Origin of the sequence: Shewanella sp. SR43-8, assembly GCF_014163775.1 — a bacterium.
In the GTDB taxonomy this organism is placed as follows: Bacteria; Pseudomonadota; Gammaproteobacteria; order Enterobacterales; family Shewanellaceae; genus Shewanella; species Shewanella vesiculosa.
The window spans coordinates 220930-241976 of sequence record NZ_JACJDX010000005.1 but is presented as its reverse complement, the minus strand read 5'-3'; the positions used below and the strand labels follow the sequence as shown (position 1 = coordinate 241976).

The window sequence follows — 21047 nt, the reverse complement described above, 5'->3', positions numbered from 1 at the left end:
AGAGAAAATGATAGAGCTTAGACACCTTCGCACCTTGATGGCGTTAAAGGAAAGTGGCAGTTTAGCGGGTGCAGCTAAAAAACGATTTGTAACCCAGTCGGCGCTTTCTCATCAAATAAAAGAGTTAGAAACACGGATTAACTCAACTATTTTTGTTCGTAAAAGTAAACCGTTAACGTTTACTCACGAAGGTTCACGTCTGCTGAATTTAGCGGAAGAAATCTTACCGAAAGTGATTGCAACCGAATCTGATCTTAAGCGCGGTTTAGAGGGTGAAAGCCACCAACTTAAGCTCGGCATTGAATGCCACAGTTGTTTTCGTTGGTTAATGCCGGTTATTGAACAATTTAAACAATATGCGCCAGCAGCTCAAATTGATATTTCAAGTCGTCATTTATTTGATTCACTCAATGCGCTGGAAACAGGGAGTTTAGACATAGTGCTCACCTCTGACCCAGTGCCTGGACATAGCGTAGCTTATCAACATCTATTTGATTTTGAAGTAAAGTTAGTCGTTGCCAGTGATCACGCATTAGCGGCACAAGCCTTTGTAACACCAGCTCAATTGGCAAAGCAAACTTTAATCAGTTACCCAGTGCCTCTCGCGCGTTTAGACATATACAAACACTTTTTAGAGCCCGCTGGTATTGAACCTGGCGAGCAAAAACAATGCGACTTAACCTCAATGTTATTGCAGCGAGTTGCCTGTAATGATGGCGTAGCCACCCTACCAACTTGGTCTATCCGAGAAAGTCAGGGGCTGAGTCTTACGGCGGTAAAATTAGGCGCAGAAGGACTAAAACGTCCATTGTTTGGCGCGTATCGCCGCGATGCCACTAATGCAAATTTAATCCAACAGTGGCTCGAGCTGGTAGCAAGTGAAGGTATAAATTTACAGCGGGTTGATTAATAAACCTCTTTTAGATAACACGCGTCGAAGCACAAGTCCAGGTGAATCAGGGTTTTGTGTTTGGCGTAAGTTATGGGCAATTAAAAATTCTTCGCGTAAATCGTCATCCAATCCTAATGCATCAAATGCATCAAGGGATAATTGTTGTTGCTGGTTATCAATCAGTGATTTTAATACTTTTAGTGACACGGGGCGAGACAGCTCTGCATTTAAATAGGCAAAAGCCGTTAATACAATCACCTGACCAAAAACACTAAATAATGCTAAGGTTTGCATTTCATCCGCATCAATTTTGATGTTATCACCGGTTTCAATCTGCTCACGTAACTGTTCTAAACAATCATCTGCAATCGTTTCATTTAAGGCCCAATAACCTTGAACTAATTTTTTGTAAGGTTCAGAAAGTTCATCAAGGCGTTCTTTAAGATAAAATGAAAATGCATATCGATAGATATTCACTTGGCCTAAACGAATTAAGCAATCTTTAACACTGCGACTTTTAGTCGATATCATTCCAGCTGAATGGGCGCTATTACTGCGCAATAACAAGTGTGCAGCCAATGCCGGATCAGCAGAGACTATGTCGATTACGATTCTAATATCAGCTTCGTTAATCAGGGCTTTTTTTAATGGAATTAATATGCCACGACGACCAATGACTTGCTCTTCATTGCTAATAATAGCTTTAACTTGAGTAAAAACTTGTTGCTCAAGACTCGTCATATCTATCGATTACCTTTTTTAAAATTAACACACTATTAATCAATTTAACGGTATATTAAAACGAAAGCCAGCGATAGTTCACTGGCTTTCATAAGTAATAATTTACTGGCTGTTGTGACTAAGACTTGATCAACTAAATTATCTAGAAACGATAACCCGCTGTAAGTCTAATTGAACGACCAGTACCTGAATAATAGCCACTGCCATAAGCAGAGTAATACCCTGTGCCGACATAGTCTTCATCAAGTAAATTATCAACACGTAAACTGGCATTCCACCCTACATAGCTGTAATTCAACGCAAGGTTGGTTAATACATAACTGTCTAACTTATCGCCAGTATTGCTGTTGTCGCCTTCCATGTAACGCTCGCCAGTGTAAACACCTTCAACAAACGCTTGCCAATGAGCAGATATATCGTAACTCATATAAGCTTTACCAGAGTGCTTGGCCACCCAAGATAATGCTTTACCATCGTTCTCGCCTTGAGTGAATTCTGCATCAATATAGTCGTACGACGCACCTAATAACCAATTCGTTGAAAGCTGCACATCATAAGCCGTGCTTATACCAAAACGACGTGATTTATCAGCGTTAACGTTAGCACCGCCACCATAAGGCCCATCAGTTCGACCACCTTCGTAAACAATCTCATCTTCTAATTCAAGTTGATAAGCATTGATCTTCAATGTTTGAGTGGTAGTGGTATAATCCCAACCCGCTTCATAAGAGCGACCCGTTTGTGGATCTAACCCTTGAGTTGTCAGCGGTGTATAAGCTTGTTCATCGACTTTGGCAAAGCGGAAGTTATCATTAGCACGAACATAAAAACGATGTTCGCTGCTCGGACGATAATTAACACCAAACTCAAGTGCATGGGCGTCATTATCAATTTCAATACGGTTAGGATAAAGTAACTGATCATACAAATCGTCAGTCACTTCCGAGTAACGGCCACCTACTACATAAGATAATGTCTTGGTAATAGGCACTGATGCTTGAACATAAGCACTACGTTGAGTCTGTTTATTATTGCGTTGAATAGAAGCCGTATCAAAATCTGCTTCACCTGTACTCACATCAATGCCGGTGACCAAATTCAAGTCGCCATGATCTAAGTGATAATTGGCGGTCGCTTTAGGCGAAAAGCTTAATAAGTCACGCTCAATTCGCCCTTCACTGCCATATAACAGACTGGTGATTAACGTGTCAGAATAGGTTAAATCGGCACTCAATGCCCAAATATTATTTAACTGGTACTGATAGCCACTGCGTAATGCGGTGGTCATTTCATGAGTGAATTCACCCTCAGAAAAAGGAGCCACTTGGCGAGGATTGGCTTCATATTGCGCTAACGTTAGTGCACCTGGTACTTGACGATCATTATCAAAATAATTAACTTCGACAAAAAAGTCTTCTACGTCAGTTTGATACTGAATGCGACCTAAAATAGAACTGGTGTCATTGTCGTTATTGTCGCGGTAATTATCACTTTTGTTATAACTCGCCGCTAAAAAGTAACGCCATGCATCATTGATAGCACCCGAAATATCACCTTTAGCTTCATAAGTGTCAAAACTGCCACCGCTGATTTGTATGCCACCACTGGTTTCTGTTGGTGCTTTAGTAATAATATTGATAACGCCGCCAACAGCTTGATCGCCATATAACACACCAGCACTACCAGATAGAATCTCAACTCGCTCAATTAAGTTAATTGGAATAGATTCAATACTCGGTGCTGCAATATCAATGTTATTCAGTCTGCGTCCATCGACTAAAATCAGGGTGTTATTCGCCGCTTGCGAAGCTGAAAATCCGCGCATAGAAAATACTGTTCCCGAATTATTATCCGACACCTGAATACCAGATTGTCCACGTAATAAATCGGTTAAGTTAGTCGCGCCGCTCATTTGAATGTCAGCAGCATCAATCACATTGACGTTGGCAGCAATATTTAATGGCTTAGCAGCATTACGACCAATAACCACTAGGGTTTCATCCATGCTGATTGCTGAAGATGAAGAAGATGAAGCCGCTGAGTCTGCTGCCATAGCATTCACACTGACTACACTGAAGAATGCACTTAATAGCAATGCAATTTTTGTTGGTTTAGTACCCATTTACCTTTAACTCCTGAAAGGAAAAATGGGGCAAAAGTGCCGCAATATAGATGACGACTGTTGGCAAATCTACAGATCAATTCTTAGCGTATGCCAACAAGCGGTATTATATTACATTTCGAGATCTGCCCACCGAAATCATCGAAATCACCTTTAAGGCCGGTCTCCGGACTAAGGCTGTGGTGCTAAGACCTCAATGGCATAGCACGCGCGAGTCTAGATGATTAACGCAATCGAGTTGCGCACCTGACTCTCACCAATCACCGTTGCGGGGGCAGTACCAGACTTGCACTGGTTTCCCGATTATCCTGCTGTGGGATATTGACCCACGGCAAGCACCATAAAGATTGACTCACTCACCTCAACGCTGATTTAGCCTTTAGGTGAGCGATTAAAATAACATGAGGCTCAGCTCAACATTAAAAAATATGTCTTTGGTTATGACAAGCTTGTATTAAGTCACTGCGTGCTAAACGTAACCGTCTGCGCAGCAAAATAATAACGCGGCGATTATAACGGATCCTAAGGTGTACTTCATACTTACAAAAGGTAATCTCACAGATAATTCAACTTAATGATAAATAAACTCATAGATTGCTATGGTCTTAAAGGCTAAGCGAACTGGTGAGCACACATTTACATTCGTAAACATCAAGATGTAAAGTTGAAACTTGGATACAAATAAGTGTAAATGAGATCTTCGGGTTAATGTTCAACACCGAGAAAAAATGATTAGGGCTGGGTCATAAACTGACGATAATTATCGATAGTGATAGGTGCAGTATCAGGAGTAAATATGTCGGTACGAATAGATTTATGAATAAGGTAGACATCATCGTCGTCACTTATTACCGTAAAATAGCCCATTTCACCTTGTAAAGGGGATATAAAAGACGTTTCAATCACAGCTGAAGCGCTATGAATATTAGGCATACTGGTACAGCCTAATAAACCATGCACAGCCTCGAGGCCATCCACCTTAGAACTGCCGAGCTGTTGATAAATAACCTGCCCTTGGCAATGTTGTCGATAAGTGTCAGCCATTGAATTTAAAAATTGTTCTGGTTCAACGTCATCGGCTAAGCCCTTAAAGCCTTGCATACAGACTAAACGAGACCAATTATTTAACGACTCATCACTAGGAACAAACTCAGCCATGGTCATATCACCACGTTTTTCATTAAAGGCAAGCTTCCAATCCAATGGTGGTAAAAAACCAAACTTCGCAGACAGCTTTGTCAGTTGCTGAACATCATCAGACATCACCGCAGTAGCTGATGAATGACCAACTTCACCAAATGTCATGGGGATTTGAGAGGTAGCAGATGCACTACTCGGGAACAGGAACAATATCCCTATGCACCCCGAGCAGCCAATAATTGCAGCAATCTTGTTCATCCAAATGAATCCTTATTTGGTCAAGATAAAGATAAGTTGATCGAAACCATTCTAATTGAGCATATCCTATCCTGAACATACAAAAATTGAAACTTATCTATAACATTTACATCTTGGATAACATATTAATTAAACGCTTCGTCATCTTCAGCATCATCTTCGGCGTCGAAAAGTTCTTCTTCGTCGATAGCTGATTCAGCAGCAATGGCCGCGGCTACGCTTTTAGCTTTAAGGTGTTTCTCAGTTTTACGCTTGTTACGATCAGCTTGCTTAGCTAAAAAACCTTGCAGTGATTGCTCGCCCCATGCAATGGCTTCAGCTTCTGTGGCAAAACCATCTTGGCTTTTTGATACTATGGTTTTAGTCGCTGTCATACGACGAGTAATTTCAGTTTTCCACGTGTTTTCAATTTGAATAACACGTAAAGCATACTTTTTGCTATCGCTCATAATCTATTCTTTCCTAACTTAAGGTATCACAGGCTTAAACCCGTGAAATTTCAGCCGCGCAGTGTACTCGAAACGCACGAGTTTGGGCAGCTATTTAATGGCTGTTTTTTCAGCTTATTCAAAAAACTTATCCAGTGACAAGGAGAATATTGCCACTGGAAAAGCAATGATGAATAAAATATTGCTGCTACACCATTATTGTTTGACTAATTGGTTGGAGCCAACAATCATCATTTCGCATTTATGGCAGTCGAATACTAACTTCAATTTATCTTTGCCAACATCTAAAAACATCGGATCAGCTTTAATACCTTCAACTTCTTTCGGGCATAGATTAAAGCTGTAGCGGAGACAATGTTTGGTCACCATTAACGGTGCATCATGTAACACATTATTTTTTTCATAGGTGTCTTCAATTTGAATCACCCCATGTTGATGATAAAACGATTTGGCTTTTTCGTTGGCCACATTGGATAAAAAGCTCAATGCTTTTTGTGGAAAACGCGCCGTTTTATCATGCACCCAACGCTCAGGTCGTTGGTAACTGGCAACCCTTGCCGCCATTAATGCACTTACGGCATCGCGGCGTAACTCATTAACCACAGAGGCAGGTAAAAACCACATGGTTTGTGTCAGCAAATTAATCTTATTCAGCACAAAGTCGCTACTGCCAAGTTTACTAAGTTGTTTTTTCAAATTTTCAGCGGTTTTAGCTTGATCATTAGCAGGAGCTTTATCGCACACTAAGGTGACGGTGGCACTAATATTATGCACATCGGTAATCGTTAAGCCTACGCCGTCATCAGTATCAAAGAATTGCATATCGACAGCAATTTTACGGCTAGCTGAATCTTTGTTGAGGATAGCTTCGAACTTATGATCAAAGTTTCGGAACATCATCACCCCAATTTTAAGATCTTTGGGCACTTCAGTTAAATATAAAGTGTTGCCCTCAGCGCGGTTGATGCGTACACCAGAGAGTTTATCGTCAGACAAACGCTGAGTTTCATAATGCTCAACAAAGAAACACAGACCATCACCATTGTTAAAGTGAATGTCTTTACCACTTTCACTGGTATCGATTTTAATAAAGTCTTTACCGACATGAGTAATTCGGCCCACTTTTTCACCAATAAACTTAGGCGAACTAAAATGCTCAATCGCCTCGGTCCGTTCATTAACAAAATAATCGGTTTTACCGCGGTTAAAGCTTTTATCAGGATCGGGAGTAAAATTAAATTCGCAACGACCATGAGAGATAGATTCTAGATCGGCACGCTTGGCAATAATCGCATCAAGCTGCTGGCGATAATGTGCGGTAACATTCTTAAGGTAAGTAATGTCTTTTAAACGGCCTTCAATTTTAAACGAGCTAATACCCGCATCAATTAATGCCTCTAAATTATCCGTTTGATTATTATCTTTTAATGACAATAAGTGCTTATTTTCGGCTAAGACCTCGCCTTCACGCGTGGTCAAATTACAGGGTAATCGACACATTTGTGAACATTCACCGCGATTAGCACTGCGATTAGAGTAAGCGTGACTTAAATTACATAAACCACTGTAGCTGACGCACAGAGCGCCATGAATAAAGAACTCTAACTTCATTTTTGTGCTGGCTGCGATATCACGAATTTGGGGAATATTCAGCTCGCGGGCTAACACCACCTGAGAAAAACCAACTTGCTCAAAAAATACCGTTTTTTCTGGGCTGCGGTTATCGGTTTGGGTGCTGGCATGTAACGCAATAGGCGGAAGATCAAATTGTAACACCCCCATGTCTTGCACAATCAAGGCATCGACACCCGCTTCATAAAGCTGCCAAATTAGCTTTTGGGCTTTATCAAGTTCGTCATCCATTAAAATAGTGTTTAAGGCCACAAACACTTGGGCATGATAACGATGAGCAAATTCTGCTAAGCGAGCAATGTCTTCAATACTGTTGCCAGCATTGTGACGGGCACCAAACGCTGGGCCACCAATATAAACCGCATCAGCACCATGACGAATAGCTTCAATGCCATAATCGGCATTTTTAGCGGGGGCTAAGAGTTCTAACTGGCGCTTTACAGGAGCCTCTGGGGTGAACAATTCTACAGAAACCATAATGTTAACTAAATTTCGCATCAATTCGGATAAAAAAGTGCGCCAACATACTAATATTATCGCATTGACATAAGTATGTTGGCGCACTCGCATAGTGCTTGTATTTTAGCAAACTTTACCCAAAGTTCTAAGTAAATTCGTTGCTAATAACCGCGATAAGCTGTGAAGCATTAAGCTTATAAAAACAACTCTTGGATGTTCTTAAAGTCAGCTTTGCCTTCAGCAATTTCTTGTGGGTTTAAACCAGACACTTCATGTGGGAACACTAACCAATCTTCAGATGAATGAATGAAATATTCTGGTTTTAGGTCCACTTTGGTATTTTTCGGTTTGTAGTAAGGGCAGGCAATACGGATATCCGTTGGCATGTTCAAGCGCATAAACTTTCTTAACTTACCAATAAGCGCATCAATGCTGCGCCCTGAGTCAAAGACGTCATCAACAATCAACAAACCATCACTGGCGTTAGCGTTTTCAATAATATAATGCAGACCATGTACTTTAATATTTTTATCTTGCTTATCGGTTCCAATGCCATAATAAGAAGAGGTTCTCACCGCGATGTGGTCAGTTTCAACTTTCTTAAAATCGAAATATTCTTGTACTGCAATACCGATTGGAGCACCGCCGCGCCAAATACCCACAATAAACTGTGGTCGAAAGCCACTGTCATACACTTGTGCAGCGAGTCTAAATGAATCTTCCAGTAGTTGTTGCGCACTAATAAAGTGTTTATCTGTCATTGGTTAAGCCCCCGATTATTTTATTGCGGGGAATTTTATACCAAATAAAGCTTTCTTGCCTGTAAGAATAGTAATTAATTGATCAAGGTAAATAAAAAATTTAACCGCTTCATGAAATCGCAATCCCCTGTAATCAGCCAGCTGATGCTGTCCATCCTCGCTTGATTGAATCATTTGCTCGGCGCCAGATTACCAAGCCCTTAAGCATTACATTCAGGTCGAGGTCCAGATCGCCAAATAAAGCTGCTTATGCAGGCTCAAATCGACATCTCTGCGAGTATAAATCTACTTGTGATTAACAACGGCTATGGCATAGTGTGGTTTCATGATAAGTAGAATTTATCGCCAATTCAGGATGAATACACCACCATGTTACTCAATAAAACCTTACACTCGGCCCATGCTCCTGAATGGGACGATACAAATAAAAGCAATCAAATCAATGCAAATAAAAGTGATAATCCGCTTATATGGCCTGTGCTGAGTTTATTGCAGTCAACTAATCAAAGTTGGAAAGTGCATCATTTAGCCAGCGAGTTGCAAGCCAAAGGGCTAATGCATAACCTTGATCCGTTACCGGAGAAAGATCTTTTTAAACGTAACTTTTTATTGATGAATGCCTTGTATGAATTACAAGATATATTAATGCCCAAACAGTGGTTACAAGTTAAGGCAATGGAAATCCAAATATTTAGGATTATTCCGGCCAGTGCAGATGTCCAACATATTCGCGATGGTGCATTACGCGATTACTATCTCGACTGGGCTAATTACGATGCCAGCGTTAACGTAGTGCGAGAAATGCTCGAGTCGTTCTGGTCAACTTATAAAGAGTATATTGGCGTTAATATCAAGTTAATGCATGTGGGCCAAGCCTTAAAAGTGTTTGAACTGGATGAAACTGCTACCGATAGAGACATCCGTAAACAATGGCGTAAGCTGGCGCTTAAATGGCATCCAGACCGCGATCAAGGCAATGCTGAACGTTTCCGTGAAGTGTGCGAAGCATGGCAAACTCTAAAAGAGTCACTCTAGTCTGCAAACATAATTACCAGCTAATGGCTTAACTGCACCTTTGTATAAACCATTAGCATAACGACAACGTCGACAGTATTTGTCCCTATCACTCATAGTACTGTGTATAACGAGTCCACATTAACATGTTGAGCGGCGCATTGACTGTTAATCGCCAACGCTTACAGCACTCAATAACATCAACAGAGCGGAATGATCACGGCAGCAGAAACACATCTTTTATTGGCACTTCATCACATCATCTCGCCACATGATTCAATTGGCTCACTTCAATATCCGCAGTTAACCTCATAAAGCACGCATCGGTCACGAAATTAGCGCCTTTTTAAGTGATGATTTAAGTCATAATTCAGCTTAAAAACTTACCCTATTTAACTAAAGCAGATAAGTCTATTGCTCGCGATGACTTGCCATACACATTGATTTGAGGTTTACATGATTAAATATTTTGCCATTACACTGATGCTAATAACAGCCTCATTTAGCACACTCGCCACACCGTTTATTGCCGGTAAACATTACACTCAAATATCGAATAACATGGTGACAAGTTCACCTAAAATTACTGAGTTTTTTTCATTTTACTGCCATAACTGCTTCAACATGGAAACTCAGTATCTTCCTGAAATTAAAGCGGGATTAGATAAACAGATCAGCTTTGACACTAAGCATGTAGACTTTATGAACAGTGACTTAGGCACTGAAGTAATGCGTTCACTGGCTGTTATTCATCAGGTTGGTCAAGCAGACAAACTTAACCATGCAATGTTTAGCGCTATTCAAGGCGATGCAGGTGCTAATGGCCATGATCACAATGCTCAAGGTCACCAGCATCAATCACAAATCAATAGCCGTGAAGACATTCGAAAAGTCTTCAGCCAATTTGGCATCGATGCCGCAACCTATGACAACATCGCCGACAGCAGTAATACCGAGAAACAATTAGCCTTGTGGCGCCAGCAACAAGCACTATATAAAGTGAATAGCGTCCCCACCTTTATCGTTAATGATAAATACGCCATTAATATGAATGAGATGAATAGCTTAGACCAACTAATTGAATTAATGAATTTTTTAGCTCTATCGAAATAAAAACTTACTGCTAATCCTTAGTCGAAATACAGATTAGACCTAACACTTGCAATAAAAATGGCTATCAATTGATAGCCATTTTATTTACTCACTAAACTCACAGTGCCAAACTCAGACTGAAAACCTAATCAAAAAAGTCACGTAAATGCAGTAGTCCAAGTAATGCATGCAGCAGTAATACCGCCACAAAGAAGTCGGCAAACAAACTGTGATAATAACGTAAACTCAGGGCGTACTCACCACCTTGGGTCAACCACCAGCCAACACCTGTCACAGACACCAACAACAATAATAATAAACCTATGCCAGCAATCACGCTCAATAAGCCTTTGCCACCAGAATGAGGCAACTGGCCTTGAGCCAAACCGCTTATGTCTTGCCAGCACTGACGCCATTCGCCAACAAGCCAAGGAAAAAACTGCCGCCATTGACCCTGACGACAAACATGAAAGCTCAGCGCCACCGCTAATAAAGCACAACACAGGCCGCCATAAACATGCCAGTGATTCCACCCGCTGCTATTAGGGGCTAAACGACGCCCGATTAATATCCAAGGACTAGTAGCAATAAGTAATACGCTTAATCCGCCGGTTATCACATGCAGTTTAGTCGCGATAGAATCGAATAATTGCGATAGCCTTGTCGCTCGCTTCATCCATTATTCCTTAATGATCTGCTGCGCGAATTGATCCACTTTTTGCCAATCAGTAAATTCTACCTTAGTGTTGGGGTCGGTAGGACCTTTGGTTAGCCACATTATAAAGCGAATAATATTTCGATCTAATGCGTTGTAACCTTGGTAATCTAAATTACCACCAAATACCTGCAGCAGCTTAGGTTGCCATGCACTTTGACTTAAAAACTGTTGCATATAATTGTTGGTTTGCGGCGTATTTTTGTGGGGTTTACGCGCCACTAAACTCACTGAAAAAAAACCACTGGGTTTACTTTCTAATTGCGCTCGATGGGTTTCAATAAATTGGTACAACGTCGGACGATGTTTGCCATGACGAATACTGGCACCAATATACACTTTATCAAACAAGGCTAAATCGGGAGCATCATCCAAAGGGGCTACCGTCACCTGCTGATCTTGGCTAGCGAGTTGACGTTGTAAATACTCACATATTTGTTGAGTGTAACCATGCACACTAGAATGGATCAGTAAAATCTGACTCATGCTGACCTCTTATAGGAATCATTTAAAGTAATACAGTATCTTAGACCACCGATGACAGAATTTACATGAAACAGATCACGTCATCATGATAAGCAATTCACCTAATATGCACTGCCTCAATGCAATGTGAAGTACTTCGCAGAAAATCATCGACCAGAAAACCCCAAATAACCAAGCTTGTGTCAGATTTAACATGGCAAATGAATCATGGACTGATAACCCCAAACGGCAGGCAAAATACAGTTCACTTAGAAAACTATTTTATGTCACTATAGATGGATAAACTTAGGGATAAGAGTTTCAACCATGTCAGACACATCACTTACACATGCTGCCCCCATTTCGATCCAACGAACAAACCCACAACACCTCCTGCTGTGGATGACCTTTGTTATGTCGATGGTATTCGCAGTTTGGCAGGCATTACTCAATAATTTTGTGATTGAACGCGCCGCATTCACCGGCGCCGAAATTGGCTTATTGCAGAGCCTAAGAGAAATACCAGGATTTTTAGCCTTTACCGCAGTATTTGTATTACTGATGATCAAAGAACAAACCTTTGCCTTATCATCTTTGGCCTTGTTGTGTATTGGCGTGGGCATTACCGGCTGGTTTCCCGACGTGATTGGTCTGTATTTAACAACGGTATTGATGTCGATAGGTTTTCATTATTTTGAAACCATCAATCAATCGCTGACATTACAGTGGGTTGATAAAGCCGATGCACCGGGATTTATGGGAAAAGCGTTAGCATGGCGATCCGCTGCGGCGCTCGTCGGTTACGGATCAATTTGGCTGATCATGAGTTGGCTTAAACTTGACTATATCTGGATGTACAGCATCATTGGTGGTTGTGGCTTACTCATGGTGTTTATGATGGCGGTATACTTTCCACGTTTTGCCATTGGCTCCATTCAGCACAAGCATCTAATCATGCGAAAACGCTACTGGCTGTATTATTTACTGACGTTTTTTTCTGGTGCACGCAGACAAATTTTTATGGTGTTCGCCGGCTTTATGATGGTTGAGAAATTTGGCTATTCGGTATCTGAAATCACCGCCTTGTTTCTGATTAATTACCTAGTGAATTTATTGTTTGCCCCAAAGATTGGCCGCTTTATTGGTCGCATAGGGGAACGTAATGCGTTAATTATTGAATACCTTGGCTTAGTGCTTATTTTCAGCAGCTACGCTTATGTCAGCGATGCCAATATTGCTGCGGGATTATATGTAATCGATCACCTGCTTTTCGCCATGGCAATTGCAATGAAAACCTATTTTCAAAAAATTGCCGATAAACAGGATATTGCCTCAACCATGTCGGTAAGCTTTACCATTAACCATATTGCCGCGGTGATTATTCCAGCGTTATTAGGTATATTGTGGTTAAGCTCGCCTAAAGCAGTATTCTTTATTGGTACTGGGTTTGCCCTATGCTCGCTCGCATTAGCATTCAATGTGCCGCGCCATCCGGTGTCGGGTAAAGAAGCCTTATGGTCTCCGTTGACTACAAAAAACTAAACGATTCAACATAAATGTCGTACCCCAAAATACCTGGCGCAAGCGCAAAGCACTGAGAGGATGAGTGATGGCTGATATTGATGTAACTGAGATACAAGATGACAACACTCAAGTGTCTGCGCGCAAAAAAACCTTATTGCTCGGACGCATTATCGGTTTAGCCAGTGAAGACGATTATCGTCCGTCTACCGCATCCGTTGCAGAACGGGCGCAATACCGTCAACGCAAACAACTTAGCCAACATCAAACTAATCTTGAGAGCATTTTTGCATTAGCACTTAACTATACGCCATCGGATGTGACTGGAGTGGAGTTAGATCCTGATTGGCGTTATCAATTTTTTAAGATGGCAGAACAGATCCATAATCGAAAAATGCAAGATTTATGGGCCAGAATCTTAGCCAGCGAAATCGTCAATCCAGGCAACTTTAGCCTTCGCACCTTGGCACTGTTAACACAGTTAACCTTTCGAGAAGCACAGATATTTGAAAAAGCCTTAGGTATGTCAGTTAAAATCAACACTGAGCCTAGGTTTAAATTACTTAGCAGTTATCGTATTAACGGCGGGATAAAACAATATTTTCGCAAGCACACTCAAACAAACTTTGGCCTGTCGCAATTTGGCTTACCTTATTCGAGTATTTTAACCCTAGTCGATGCGGGGATTTTGCATAAAAGCGAGTTTGAAACAGGGTTACTAAGCAGCAATGAAAACATTCAGTTAGCAATGTCTAATACTACCTTGACTCTAAAGCCTAAAGATCAGCACTTATTATTTACCTATTATCGCTTTACCAGTGTAGGTGATGAGTTGTGCCAATTAATTCAGGCCAAAAATGACAATGACTTTATCGATGCGGTTAAAGTTATGTTAGCTAAGGATTTTATCGTTAGTAGTTAATATTTTTATAAAGGTGTGCATACTTAGCTTTATGTTCGCTAAATAAAAATTGGCGCAATATTTCACGCGACTCACCTTCTGCACTAATCTTTGCCGCCATCACCCCATTTTCAGTCCTGACAGGTTCAAACAACATATCTAGATGAACACCATTAGGTAAAATCAATTGGGTTAAACGGGGCATTTTAGTGTTAAGTTCTTGCGGCACCTTAATGGTCATACCCGAGCTAGACAGAGATAACACTTCAACGTATTTCTCAGTGTCATGATCAATCACCTTGATATTTTTAACATCATCTAGTCGCCAACTGCGTTCTCCGCCTCGCATATCAATCACTTCTGGGATCCCCAATTCTGGAGAGAATTGTCCAAGATCATCTATTGTTAAGGTCAATGGAAACCATAAGCGATAGTAGCTTATTTCAGCGAGCAAAGTGAGTTTGGCATTTCCCAAAATATGCGCAAGCACTTGGGGTACTTCAGTTGCGACACTTAACGAATGTTTCGATAAAGCGTTGTCTGTGCAGTCATCTGCCGGTGAAAAAACATCACTGAAATAAGCAAGTTCCTCATTTGATAAAGTTGTCATAATCTAACCTTGTAGCACGCAATAAAACCCTTGTTATAGTAACACCTTAGTATGACAGCGAACAATCTTTAACCAAAAACCAACTGTGTGGCCTGTTAAACATTGGCCTGCCGATGGTAAAAGCATAATCAATAATATAGGGGTAACTGAATGAAAATAACCGCTGCAGCAATAAAAAAGACGAACTGAGTTCGTCTTTTAAATGGATACGCATTAATGATTAACGATCGTGTTCAGCTTCGATTTGCATCGCTTTTTTAAATGATGCATGGCTCATTAATTGCTGATAATACTTTGCAATATTTGGATATTTTTCAAACTCGCCATTTTGGCCAACAAGCTCCGCAATAAACGACATCATAATATCTGCGCCGCTAAGACTGTTGCCAACTAAATATGACTTACCTTGCAAACGGTCATTAAAGTAACTGATGACTTTTGCGGTTTCAGCATCGGCATATCCACCGATAAAGCGAGTTTCAGCCCCATCCATTTTAACAAAGATCTTCAATAATAATGGCAATGCAGCAGAACTTTCAGCAAAATGCATCCATTGTAAATAATCAATATAATCTGCAGAACCGGGTGTCGGCATCAGCTTATCTGCACCGTAGGTTTGAATTAAATACTCAGTAATCGCACCAGACTCAGCAATAGTGTAACCGCTGGCCTCTAATACTGGAGATTTACCTAAAGGATGAACTGCTTTTAACGACTCTGGCGCTAAAAATGTGCTTGCATCACGCTGATAAGCAACCAGCTCATAGTCCACGCCCAATTCTTCTAACAACCAAATTATACGTTTTGAGCGTGATTTATTTAAGTGATGTAATTTAATCATTAAGCCGTCCTTGTAATGTTGGTGATGAAAAGTAAACCTAATGAACAACTCACTGGGTTTACTTTTATCAATCTACTTATTTGTAATGTCGAGTTAAGGTTAAGTATAACAACTCAACCAAGCAGCTGATTAGCTTAATAACGCTAACATTTTTTCAGCCACTAACTCTGATGATGCAGGGTTTTGACCTGTGACTAACTTACCATCAACCACGGCATATGGGTGCCAATCGTCACCCTTAGAGTAGGTTGCACCATTTTCCTGCAGCATGTCTTCAACTAAAAATGGCACTACGTTAGTTAACTGTACAGCTTCTTCTTCGCCATTAGTAAAACCGGTAACATTTTTACCGGCAACAAGTGGCGTTCCGTCTGGCTTTTTAGGGTATTTAAGCGCTGCAGGAGCGTGACATACCAAACCTAAAAGCTTTTCTGTTTTGTAGCATTGCTCAATTAACGCAATAGAATCTTTGTCGTTCGCTAAATCCCACAATGGACCATGGCCACCAGGATAAAATACTGCGTCATATTCTGCTACGTCAATTGATGCCAATGTATGAGTATTGGCTAACAGTGCCTGAGCTTTTTCGTCAGTAGCGAAACGACGAGTTGAATCGGTTTGAAAATCTGCTTGATCACTTTTTGGGTCTAATGGTGGCTTGCCACCCTTAGGTGAAGTCAGTACCACTTCAACACCCTTATCTGTAAATGCGTAATAAGGCGCAGCGAGTTCTTCTAACCAAAAACCGGTTTTCTCACCTGTGTCGCCTAGTGTGTCGTGAGAGGTCAATACCATTAATACTTTCATTGTTATTCCTTAAATAGTGTAAATTTATTCGTAATCACTCAGATTACAGAGGATTGTTTACTTTAATGACAATCTTGCCGAAATTTTCGCCTTTTAAAAGCCCAATAAAGGCTGAGGCCATATTTTCAAGACCCTCGACAATTTGTTCACGATACTGAATCTTGCCTTGTGCCAACCATTGGCCCATATCTTGGGCAAATTCTGGGTAACGATCGCCATAATCGTCAAAAATAATAAAACCTTGCATCTTAATGCGCTTAACCAGCAAAGTGCCCATTAATAATGACAAACGATCGGGACCATCAGGTAACGACGTCGCGTTATACTGAGAAATTAAGCCACAGACTGGCACCCTAGCACTGGTATTGAGTAACGGCATCACAGCATCAAATACTTTGCCGCCAACATTTTCAAAATACACATCTATGCCATCATGGCAATGTGTTGCCAGTTGCTGTGCAAAGTCAGGCGCTTTATGGTCAATACACTCGTCAAAACCGAGTACTTCTTTGGCATGGCGACATTTTTCAGCGCCACCAGCAATACCTACAACGCGGCAACCTTTTAATTTAGCAATTTGACCAACTGTTGCGCCAACTGGACCTGTGGCCGCTGCAACCACAACAGTTTCACCCGCTTTGGGTGCGCCAATGTCTAATAACCCCATGTACGCAGTAAAACCGGGCATTCCCATAATGCCTAGAGCATAAGAAGGATGAGTAGGATTGTCACCTAATGTCATTAAGCCTTCGCCGTTAGACACTAGATAATCTTGCCAACCACCAAATGATAATACCCACTCACCCACTTTATAATCAGGGTGATTAGACACTTCCACTTGTGATACCGCGGCGCCAACCATGACATCATCAATAGCAACCGGCTCGGCATATGATTTAGCATCATTCATACGGCCACGCATGTAAGGATCGAGTGATAAATACACCGCACGCAATAAGACTTCACCTTCGCCAGGCACTGGTTTGTTAACGGTTTCTAAACGGAAATTATGAGCAACTGGCTCACCTTGAGGGCGGCTGGCGAGAACAATTCGACGGTTTTGAGTGTTCATCTTGTATCCTTTAAATGACATAGGCACCATCAGATGGTGCACGAGAAGACAATATGACCTAAGTGATTAGCAAATGTTAAAAGCTATTCATACCTGTAATACATATCAGCTAAACACTGATACCATATACAACCAAGGTCGACTAATACGTTTCTTTTACTTAAATTGATCAGCCTAAATACCACCAACCATTTTGCGAGCTAAGCACTGATATGAATAAAAACAAACCCATGCTACTTGAGAATCAGTTCTGTTTTGCTGTCTATTCGACGTCATTGGCAATCGTGCAGCTCTATAAACCTTTACTTGACTCTATTGGGCTCACCTACACTCAATATTTAGTAATGCTAGTGCTTTGGGAGCAAGATGGTTTAAGTTTAAAAACTTTAGCCAGCAAACTCGGGCAACAATCGGGTGCATTAACTCCAGTCATCAAACGCCTTGAAACCGACGGACTGCTTAAGCGTATTCGCGAGCCTAAAGACGAGCGAGTGCTATGCATGCAATTAACCGAAAAAGGTTATCTTCTCCAACCTCGGGCCCAGCAGATCCACGAATGTATTGTTGAGCAATGCGGTATCGACCTTGCTGAACTGAGCGATCTAAAACAACGGCTGGATCAATTTAGACTAAAACTGTCTAAGCATATTGAGTTCTAACTGACTTAAGCACTCAAATTGACAGTAAATGTGCGTTGCTTGAGACACATGATAATCACGATAACTAATTGCGTGCAACTTAAATTAACAATTTTTAAGATCTATTGTTGATTGCGTGATGCCGCCGCATTGGCTGATGCGATTAAATCGGCTTAGCCATCATACTGAAATGATCAATAATCACATGCAATTAGGCTACATTAACACTATTACGGCCGATATTTTTTGACGAATATAACGCTTTATCTGCACGCTTAAACATATCGATAAAAGTATTGTCTTGTGAGTCTAAGGTTGAAATACCTATGCTGATGGTAATACAAGGCGCTTGCTGTTGATCGTATTGTTGCTGAGCTTTTCGTAAACGCTCAGCCAGTTCATAAGCAGAATCAATATTAGTATTGGGTAATATAATGGCAAATTCTTCACCGCCAATTCGAGCCAATATATCCGACTCACGCGCATGTTCATTGCATATATCAGCCACCCGCTTAATCACCTCGTCGCCCACTAAGTGGCCGAAGGTATCATTAACATTCTTAAAAAAATCAATGTCGATAATCATAAATGACAGCGATTCACCATAGCGCATTGCCCGAGCAAACTCATGGTCACAGAATGCATTAAACGAACGACGATTATAAAGCCCTGTTAATGGATCGCTATTGGCGAGATGTTCCAGTTTGACACGTAGATTATATTCTTCGGTGATAACGGTAGAAATGCCAATTAACCCCATAAGCTGACCTCTTTTATCATATAGAGGCTGCTTAACTTCATGGTAAACATTGGTCTCGTTTTCACCCTCTACGACAAAATCACCAGATACTTTACGCTGAAGCGTTAACACCTTATGGTCATTATGTTGCAAAACATCCGCCACTTCAGGAGGCAAATAATCACTGTCTGACGTCCCTTTTAATTGTTCAAGGCTAACGCCAAAATAATCTAAAGTGAGTTGGTTACAATATACATAGCGGCAATCGGTATCTTTGACATAAATATAAGCGCCAACGTGATCGAGGATTTGTTCATAAGAATTGATAAGATGTTTTTGTGTTTTTTCTTGTCGATATTCTTTCAAATTAGCAAACAGCAATAAAGCGATCAAAGCCAATAAGATAAAAACTAATAACGCGAGAGTATCAATCGACATGAGCATTCCTTAGCTACAATCAACATCCGTATGAATTCATTATTGACGCCTTGAAGTGGAAGAACCTTCTACAGGTTTATAGTGAAGAGTACTGTATAAACACAATTGGCTATTATGCGAACACTAACGCTAAAAATCAAATAGATTATGCCCTTGTTAAATAACTAATTGATTTTTAATTATTAAAAAATAAAGCTGCGGCATTGTGGCTATTTGAACCATCATTGTGCCGCAACAAGTTAGCACTAGCGTTTATATATAACCCCGGCCTACATCACAAAAGGCAGATTAATTCCTTGGGCAGCATGGGCATGGCTGACAACCTTGCGGCCTAATACATGGGCCGTATCATAACCTCTTTAAATTCATCATCGTCCATTTGCTTTTAATGTCGGCGGCATCTGCGTGTATTGACAGCGATAACACTAAATCTCTGCGCTGCAAGGTGATTATGGTTCATTGTAGTTCTGTTATTATTTTTAAATTTCTACACGGCTAAAAATGCTGATATGTTACAAGTCATCACAGCCTCGGGGGTTGGATTGAAAGCTTAGCTTACTAATAATAAAAAAAGAGACATAATCCAATGAGAATTGCAATTTATGGCGCGGGTTCTACTGGCTGCTATTTAGCCGGCCAGCTGTGTTTGTCTGGTTTTGATGTTAGCCTCATTTGCAGGCCGACGATGAAAAAAAACATTATCGCCAATAACGGTATTACCTTAAGTGACTACCAAGGCTTTTTACAAACCGTCATGCCACCAGCCATTATCACTGATATAGATCAGGCGCCAATTGACATACCATTTGATGTAATTTTCGTCACCTTAAAGTGCCACCAGGTTAGCAGTATCGCCAAGTCATTAATCGCGATAACGCACAGCGACAGCAGTATTATTTTTATGCAAAATGGCCTCGGCAGCTTCGACAGCATTTACCAGTCTCTAAGTCACTGCAATCTGCTCCAGGGCATCACCCCCTTTAATGTGTTACAACAGCCCAATAGCCATTTTCATAAAGGTACAGAAGGCGTGTTTACCTTACAGACAAACCATCACACACAGGCAATTCAGGCAGCAATGATTAAACAGGGTTTTGGCTGCGACTTGCATCAAAATATGCTGCCAATAATTTATGGCAAGCTATTGTTAAACCTTAACAATGCATTAAATGCTCTTAGCGACTTACCCATCAAACAGCAACTCAGCCATTATGCTAGCCGTCGGCAACTGGCTCGTGCAATGAAAGAATGGTTAAACGTCTGCGAAGCGGCAGACATCGAGCTGCATCAATACACTAAGGTAAAACCTCAATGGTTACCGCTAATATTATCGCTACCCAATATGTTATTTACATTATTAGCTAAACAGATGCTCGATATCGATCCCAAAGCTCGTTCTTCTATGTGGCAAGACATCAAGGCGAAACGACAAACCGAAGTCGACTTTATTAATGGTGCTGTAGTTAAAATTGGCAAAAAATATGGCGTAAAAACACCGGTGAATCAATCGATAGTAGAACAAATAAAGCAGTTAGAACAAAGGGATTAACTCAATACATAGGTGATATAGTTGTCGAGGTAACGATTGTTTTGCGGTACAATTTAATAACAAAAATACAACTGACGTAATCGCACAATATAATAAAATGTGCACAAATAAAGACGAACTCTGATAGGCCTTTTGACTGAGCTTAGCTCTGGATGAAAGTGATCATGGAGTGACTTATATTTGGCCAACAT

20 protein-coding genes and 1 riboswitch are annotated in these 21047 nt (G+C 40.8%); of the genes, 7 read left to right on the top strand and 13 right to left on the bottom strand.

The genetic code is table 11. The features are described 5' to 3' along the window. The first annotated feature begins 7 nt into the window (after nucleotides 1-7). Nucleotides 8-910, top strand: coding sequence for a LysR family transcriptional regulator (locus H5114_RS08440; RefSeq protein ID WP_182722685.1), 903 nt, complete (start codon nucleotides 8-10; stop codon nucleotides 908-910). On the opposite strand, the gene H5114_RS08435 is transcribed toward H5114_RS08440, so the two are convergent. The 6 genes from H5114_RS08435 to H5114_RS08410 all read right to left on the bottom strand — a co-directional run bounded on the left by H5114_RS08435 (nucleotide 893) and on the right by H5114_RS08410 (nucleotide 8454). After that, nucleotides 893-1633, bottom strand: a complete 741-nt coding sequence (locus tag H5114_RS08435) for an HDOD domain-containing protein (RefSeq protein ID WP_182697495.1) — start codon at nucleotides 1631-1633, stop codon at nucleotides 893-895. The genes H5114_RS08440 and H5114_RS08435 overlap by 18 nt on opposite strands. 142 nt (nucleotides 1634-1775) lie before the next feature. Then, on the bottom strand, nucleotides 1776-3755 hold the full coding sequence (locus tag H5114_RS08430) for a TonB-dependent receptor (protein ID WP_182722684.1): 1980 nt from the start codon (nucleotides 3753-3755) through the stop codon (nucleotides 1776-1778). Nucleotides 3756-3894: 139 nt separating this feature from the next. After that, a riboswitch (cobalamin riboswitch) is annotated at nucleotides 3895-4113 on the bottom strand. A gap of 374 nt (nucleotides 4114-4487) precedes the next feature. Then, entirely contained in the window at nucleotides 4488-5153 is a 666-nt protein-coding gene (locus H5114_RS08425; protein ID WP_182697497.1) for a hypothetical protein, read from the bottom strand. Nucleotides 5154-5278: 125 nt separating this feature from the next. Then, complete coding sequence (locus H5114_RS08420) at nucleotides 5279-5602, bottom strand: DUF3622 domain-containing protein (protein WP_182722683.1); 324 nt, start codon at nucleotides 5600-5602, stop codon at nucleotides 5279-5281. Between the two features lie 195 nt (nucleotides 5603-5797). Continuing rightward, a complete protein-coding gene (locus tag H5114_RS08415; RefSeq protein WP_124015554.1) occupies nucleotides 5798-7711 on the bottom strand; it encodes a U32 family peptidase in 1914 nt (637 codons plus the stop codon). A 176-nt stretch (nucleotides 7712-7887) separates the two neighbouring features. Beyond that, nucleotides 7888-8454, bottom strand: a complete 567-nt coding sequence (locus tag H5114_RS08410; protein ID WP_101085918.1) for a phosphoribosyltransferase — start codon at nucleotides 8452-8454, stop codon at nucleotides 7888-7890. A 369-nt stretch (nucleotides 8455-8823) separates the two neighbouring features. Here H5114_RS08410 and H5114_RS08405 point away from each other — a divergent pair, with 369 nt between their 5' ends. Both H5114_RS08405 and H5114_RS08400 read left to right on the top strand, forming a co-directional pair. Beyond that, on the top strand, nucleotides 8824-9489 hold the full coding sequence (locus H5114_RS08405; RefSeq protein ID WP_124015553.1) for a DNA-J related domain-containing protein: 666 nt from the start codon (nucleotides 8824-8826) through the stop codon (nucleotides 9487-9489). Nucleotides 9490-9924: 435 nt separating this feature from the next. Further along, the gene (locus H5114_RS08400; RefSeq protein WP_182697499.1) at nucleotides 9925-10581 is read left to right on the top strand and encodes a thiol:disulfide interchange protein DsbA/DsbL; all 657 of its coding nucleotides are present in this window, start codon (nucleotides 9925-9927) and stop codon (nucleotides 10579-10581) included. A 124-nt stretch (nucleotides 10582-10705) separates the two neighbouring features. Here H5114_RS08400 and H5114_RS08395 read toward each other — a convergent pair whose 3' ends face one another. Then, the gene (locus H5114_RS08395) at nucleotides 10706-11236 is read right to left on the bottom strand and encodes a cytochrome b/b6 domain-containing protein (protein WP_182722682.1); all 531 of its coding nucleotides are present in this window, start codon (nucleotides 11234-11236) and stop codon (nucleotides 10706-10708) included. Between the two features lie 3 nt (nucleotides 11237-11239). Then, nucleotides 11240-11761 (bottom strand): menaquinone-dependent protoporphyrinogen IX dehydrogenase, encoded by a 522-nt coding sequence (hemG, locus tag H5114_RS08390; RefSeq protein ID WP_182722681.1) that lies wholly within the window; start codon nucleotides 11759-11761, stop codon nucleotides 11240-11242. 306 nt (nucleotides 11762-12067) lie between these two features. Here hemG and H5114_RS08385 point away from each other — a divergent pair, with 306 nt between their 5' ends. Both H5114_RS08385 and H5114_RS08380 read left to right on the top strand, forming a co-directional pair. Beyond that, entirely contained in the window at nucleotides 12068-13282 is a 1215-nt protein-coding gene (locus H5114_RS08385) for an MFS transporter (protein ID WP_182722680.1), read from the top strand. Nucleotides 13283-13349: 67 nt separating this feature from the next. Beyond that, entirely contained in the window at nucleotides 13350-14183 is an 834-nt protein-coding gene (locus H5114_RS08380) for a TIGR03899 family protein (RefSeq protein WP_124015548.1), read from the top strand. On the opposite strand, the gene H5114_RS08375 is transcribed toward H5114_RS08380, so the two are convergent. From H5114_RS08375 to H5114_RS08360, 4 genes are all read right to left on the bottom strand, one after another. Next, a complete protein-coding gene (locus H5114_RS08375; RefSeq protein ID WP_124015547.1) occupies nucleotides 14173-14772 on the bottom strand; it encodes a hypothetical protein in 600 nt (199 codons plus the stop codon). The genes H5114_RS08380 and H5114_RS08375 overlap by 11 nt on opposite strands. A gap of 220 nt (nucleotides 14773-14992) precedes the next feature. Continuing rightward, a complete protein-coding gene (locus H5114_RS08370) occupies nucleotides 14993-15613 on the bottom strand; it encodes a glutathione S-transferase family protein (RefSeq protein WP_124015546.1) in 621 nt (206 codons plus the stop codon). A 129-nt stretch (nucleotides 15614-15742) separates the two neighbouring features. After that, entirely contained in the window at nucleotides 15743-16420 is a 678-nt protein-coding gene (locus tag H5114_RS08365) for a type 1 glutamine amidotransferase domain-containing protein (RefSeq protein ID WP_207891308.1), read from the bottom strand. Nucleotides 16421-16463: 43 nt separating this feature from the next. Continuing rightward, nucleotides 16464-17492: an NADP-dependent oxidoreductase gene (locus H5114_RS08360; protein WP_124015544.1), complete on the bottom strand. Its 1029-nt coding sequence runs from the start codon at nucleotides 17490-17492 to the stop codon at nucleotides 16464-16466. Nucleotides 17493-17704: 212 nt separating this feature from the next. On the opposite strand from H5114_RS08360, the gene H5114_RS08355 reads away from it, so the two are divergent. Next, the gene (locus H5114_RS08355; RefSeq protein WP_124015543.1) at nucleotides 17705-18151 is read left to right on the top strand and encodes a MarR family winged helix-turn-helix transcriptional regulator; all 447 of its coding nucleotides are present in this window, start codon (nucleotides 17705-17707) and stop codon (nucleotides 18149-18151) included. Between the two features lie 190 nt (nucleotides 18152-18341). On the opposite strand, the gene H5114_RS08350 is transcribed toward H5114_RS08355, so the two are convergent. Next, nucleotides 18342-19307, bottom strand: a complete 966-nt coding sequence (locus H5114_RS08350; RefSeq protein WP_182722679.1) for a GGDEF domain-containing protein — start codon at nucleotides 19305-19307, stop codon at nucleotides 18342-18344. A gap of 586 nt (nucleotides 19308-19893) precedes the next feature. On the opposite strand from H5114_RS08350, the gene H5114_RS08345 reads away from it, so the two are divergent. Then, nucleotides 19894-20856, top strand: coding sequence for a 2-dehydropantoate 2-reductase (locus H5114_RS08345; RefSeq protein WP_182722678.1), 963 nt, complete (start codon nucleotides 19894-19896; stop codon nucleotides 20854-20856). Nucleotides 20857-21047 lie beyond the last annotated feature (191 nt).

Bases quoted from the DNA above. Each gene is read 5' to 3' on its own strand.
- H5114_RS08440 (WP_182722685.1), top strand. From the start codon at position 8: ATGATAGAGCTTAGACACCTTCGCACCTTGATGGCGTTAAAGGAAAGT.
- H5114_RS08435 (WP_182697495.1), bottom strand. From the start codon at position 1,633: ATGACGAGTCTTGAGCAACAAGTTTTTACTCAAGTTAAAGCTATTATT.
- H5114_RS08430 (WP_182722684.1), bottom strand. From the start codon at position 3,755: ATGGGTACTAAACCAACAAAAATTGCATTGCTATTAAGTGCATTCTTC.
- H5114_RS08425 (WP_182697497.1), bottom strand. From the start codon at position 5,153: ATGAACAAGATTGCTGCAATTATTGGCTGCTCGGGGTGCATAGGGATA.
- H5114_RS08420 (WP_182722683.1), bottom strand. From the start codon at position 5,602: ATGAGCGATAGCAAAAAGTATGCTTTACGTGTTATTCAAATTGAAAAC.
- H5114_RS08415 (WP_124015554.1), bottom strand. From the start codon at position 7,711: ATGGTTTCTGTAGAATTGTTCACCCCAGAGGCTCCTGTAAAGCGCCAG.
- H5114_RS08410 (WP_101085918.1), bottom strand. From the start codon at position 8,454: ATGACAGATAAACACTTTATTAGTGCGCAACAACTACTGGAAGATTCA.
- H5114_RS08405 (WP_124015553.1), top strand. From the start codon at position 8,824: ATGTTACTCAATAAAACCTTACACTCGGCCCATGCTCCTGAATGGGAC.
- H5114_RS08400 (WP_182697499.1), top strand. From the start codon at position 9,925: ATGATTAAATATTTTGCCATTACACTGATGCTAATAACAGCCTCATTT.
- H5114_RS08395 (WP_182722682.1), bottom strand. From the start codon at position 11,236: ATGAAGCGAGCGACAAGGCTATCGCAATTATTCGATTCTATCGCGACT.
- hemG (WP_182722681.1), bottom strand. From the start codon at position 11,761: ATGAGTCAGATTTTACTGATCCATTCTAGTGTGCATGGTTACACTCAA.
- H5114_RS08385 (WP_182722680.1), top strand. From the start codon at position 12,068: ATGTCAGACACATCACTTACACATGCTGCCCCCATTTCGATCCAACGA.
- H5114_RS08380 (WP_124015548.1), top strand. From the start codon at position 13,350: ATGGCTGATATTGATGTAACTGAGATACAAGATGACAACACTCAAGTG.
- H5114_RS08375 (WP_124015547.1), bottom strand. From the start codon at position 14,772: ATGACAACTTTATCAAATGAGGAACTTGCTTATTTCAGTGATGTTTTT.
- H5114_RS08370 (WP_124015546.1), bottom strand. From the start codon at position 15,613: ATGATTAAATTACATCACTTAAATAAATCACGCTCAAAACGTATAATT.
- H5114_RS08365 (WP_207891308.1), bottom strand. From the start codon at position 16,420: ATGAAAGTATTAATGGTATTGACCTCTCACGACACACTAGGCGACACA.
- H5114_RS08360 (WP_124015544.1), bottom strand. From the start codon at position 17,492: ATGAACACTCAAAACCGTCGAATTGTTCTCGCCAGCCGCCCTCAAGGT.
- H5114_RS08355 (WP_124015543.1), top strand. From the start codon at position 17,705: ATGAATAAAAACAAACCCATGCTACTTGAGAATCAGTTCTGTTTTGCT.
- H5114_RS08350 (WP_182722679.1), bottom strand. From the start codon at position 19,307: ATGTCGATTGATACTCTCGCGTTATTAGTTTTTATCTTATTGGCTTTG.
- H5114_RS08345 (WP_182722678.1), top strand. From the start codon at position 19,894: ATGAGAATTGCAATTTATGGCGCGGGTTCTACTGGCTGCTATTTAGCC.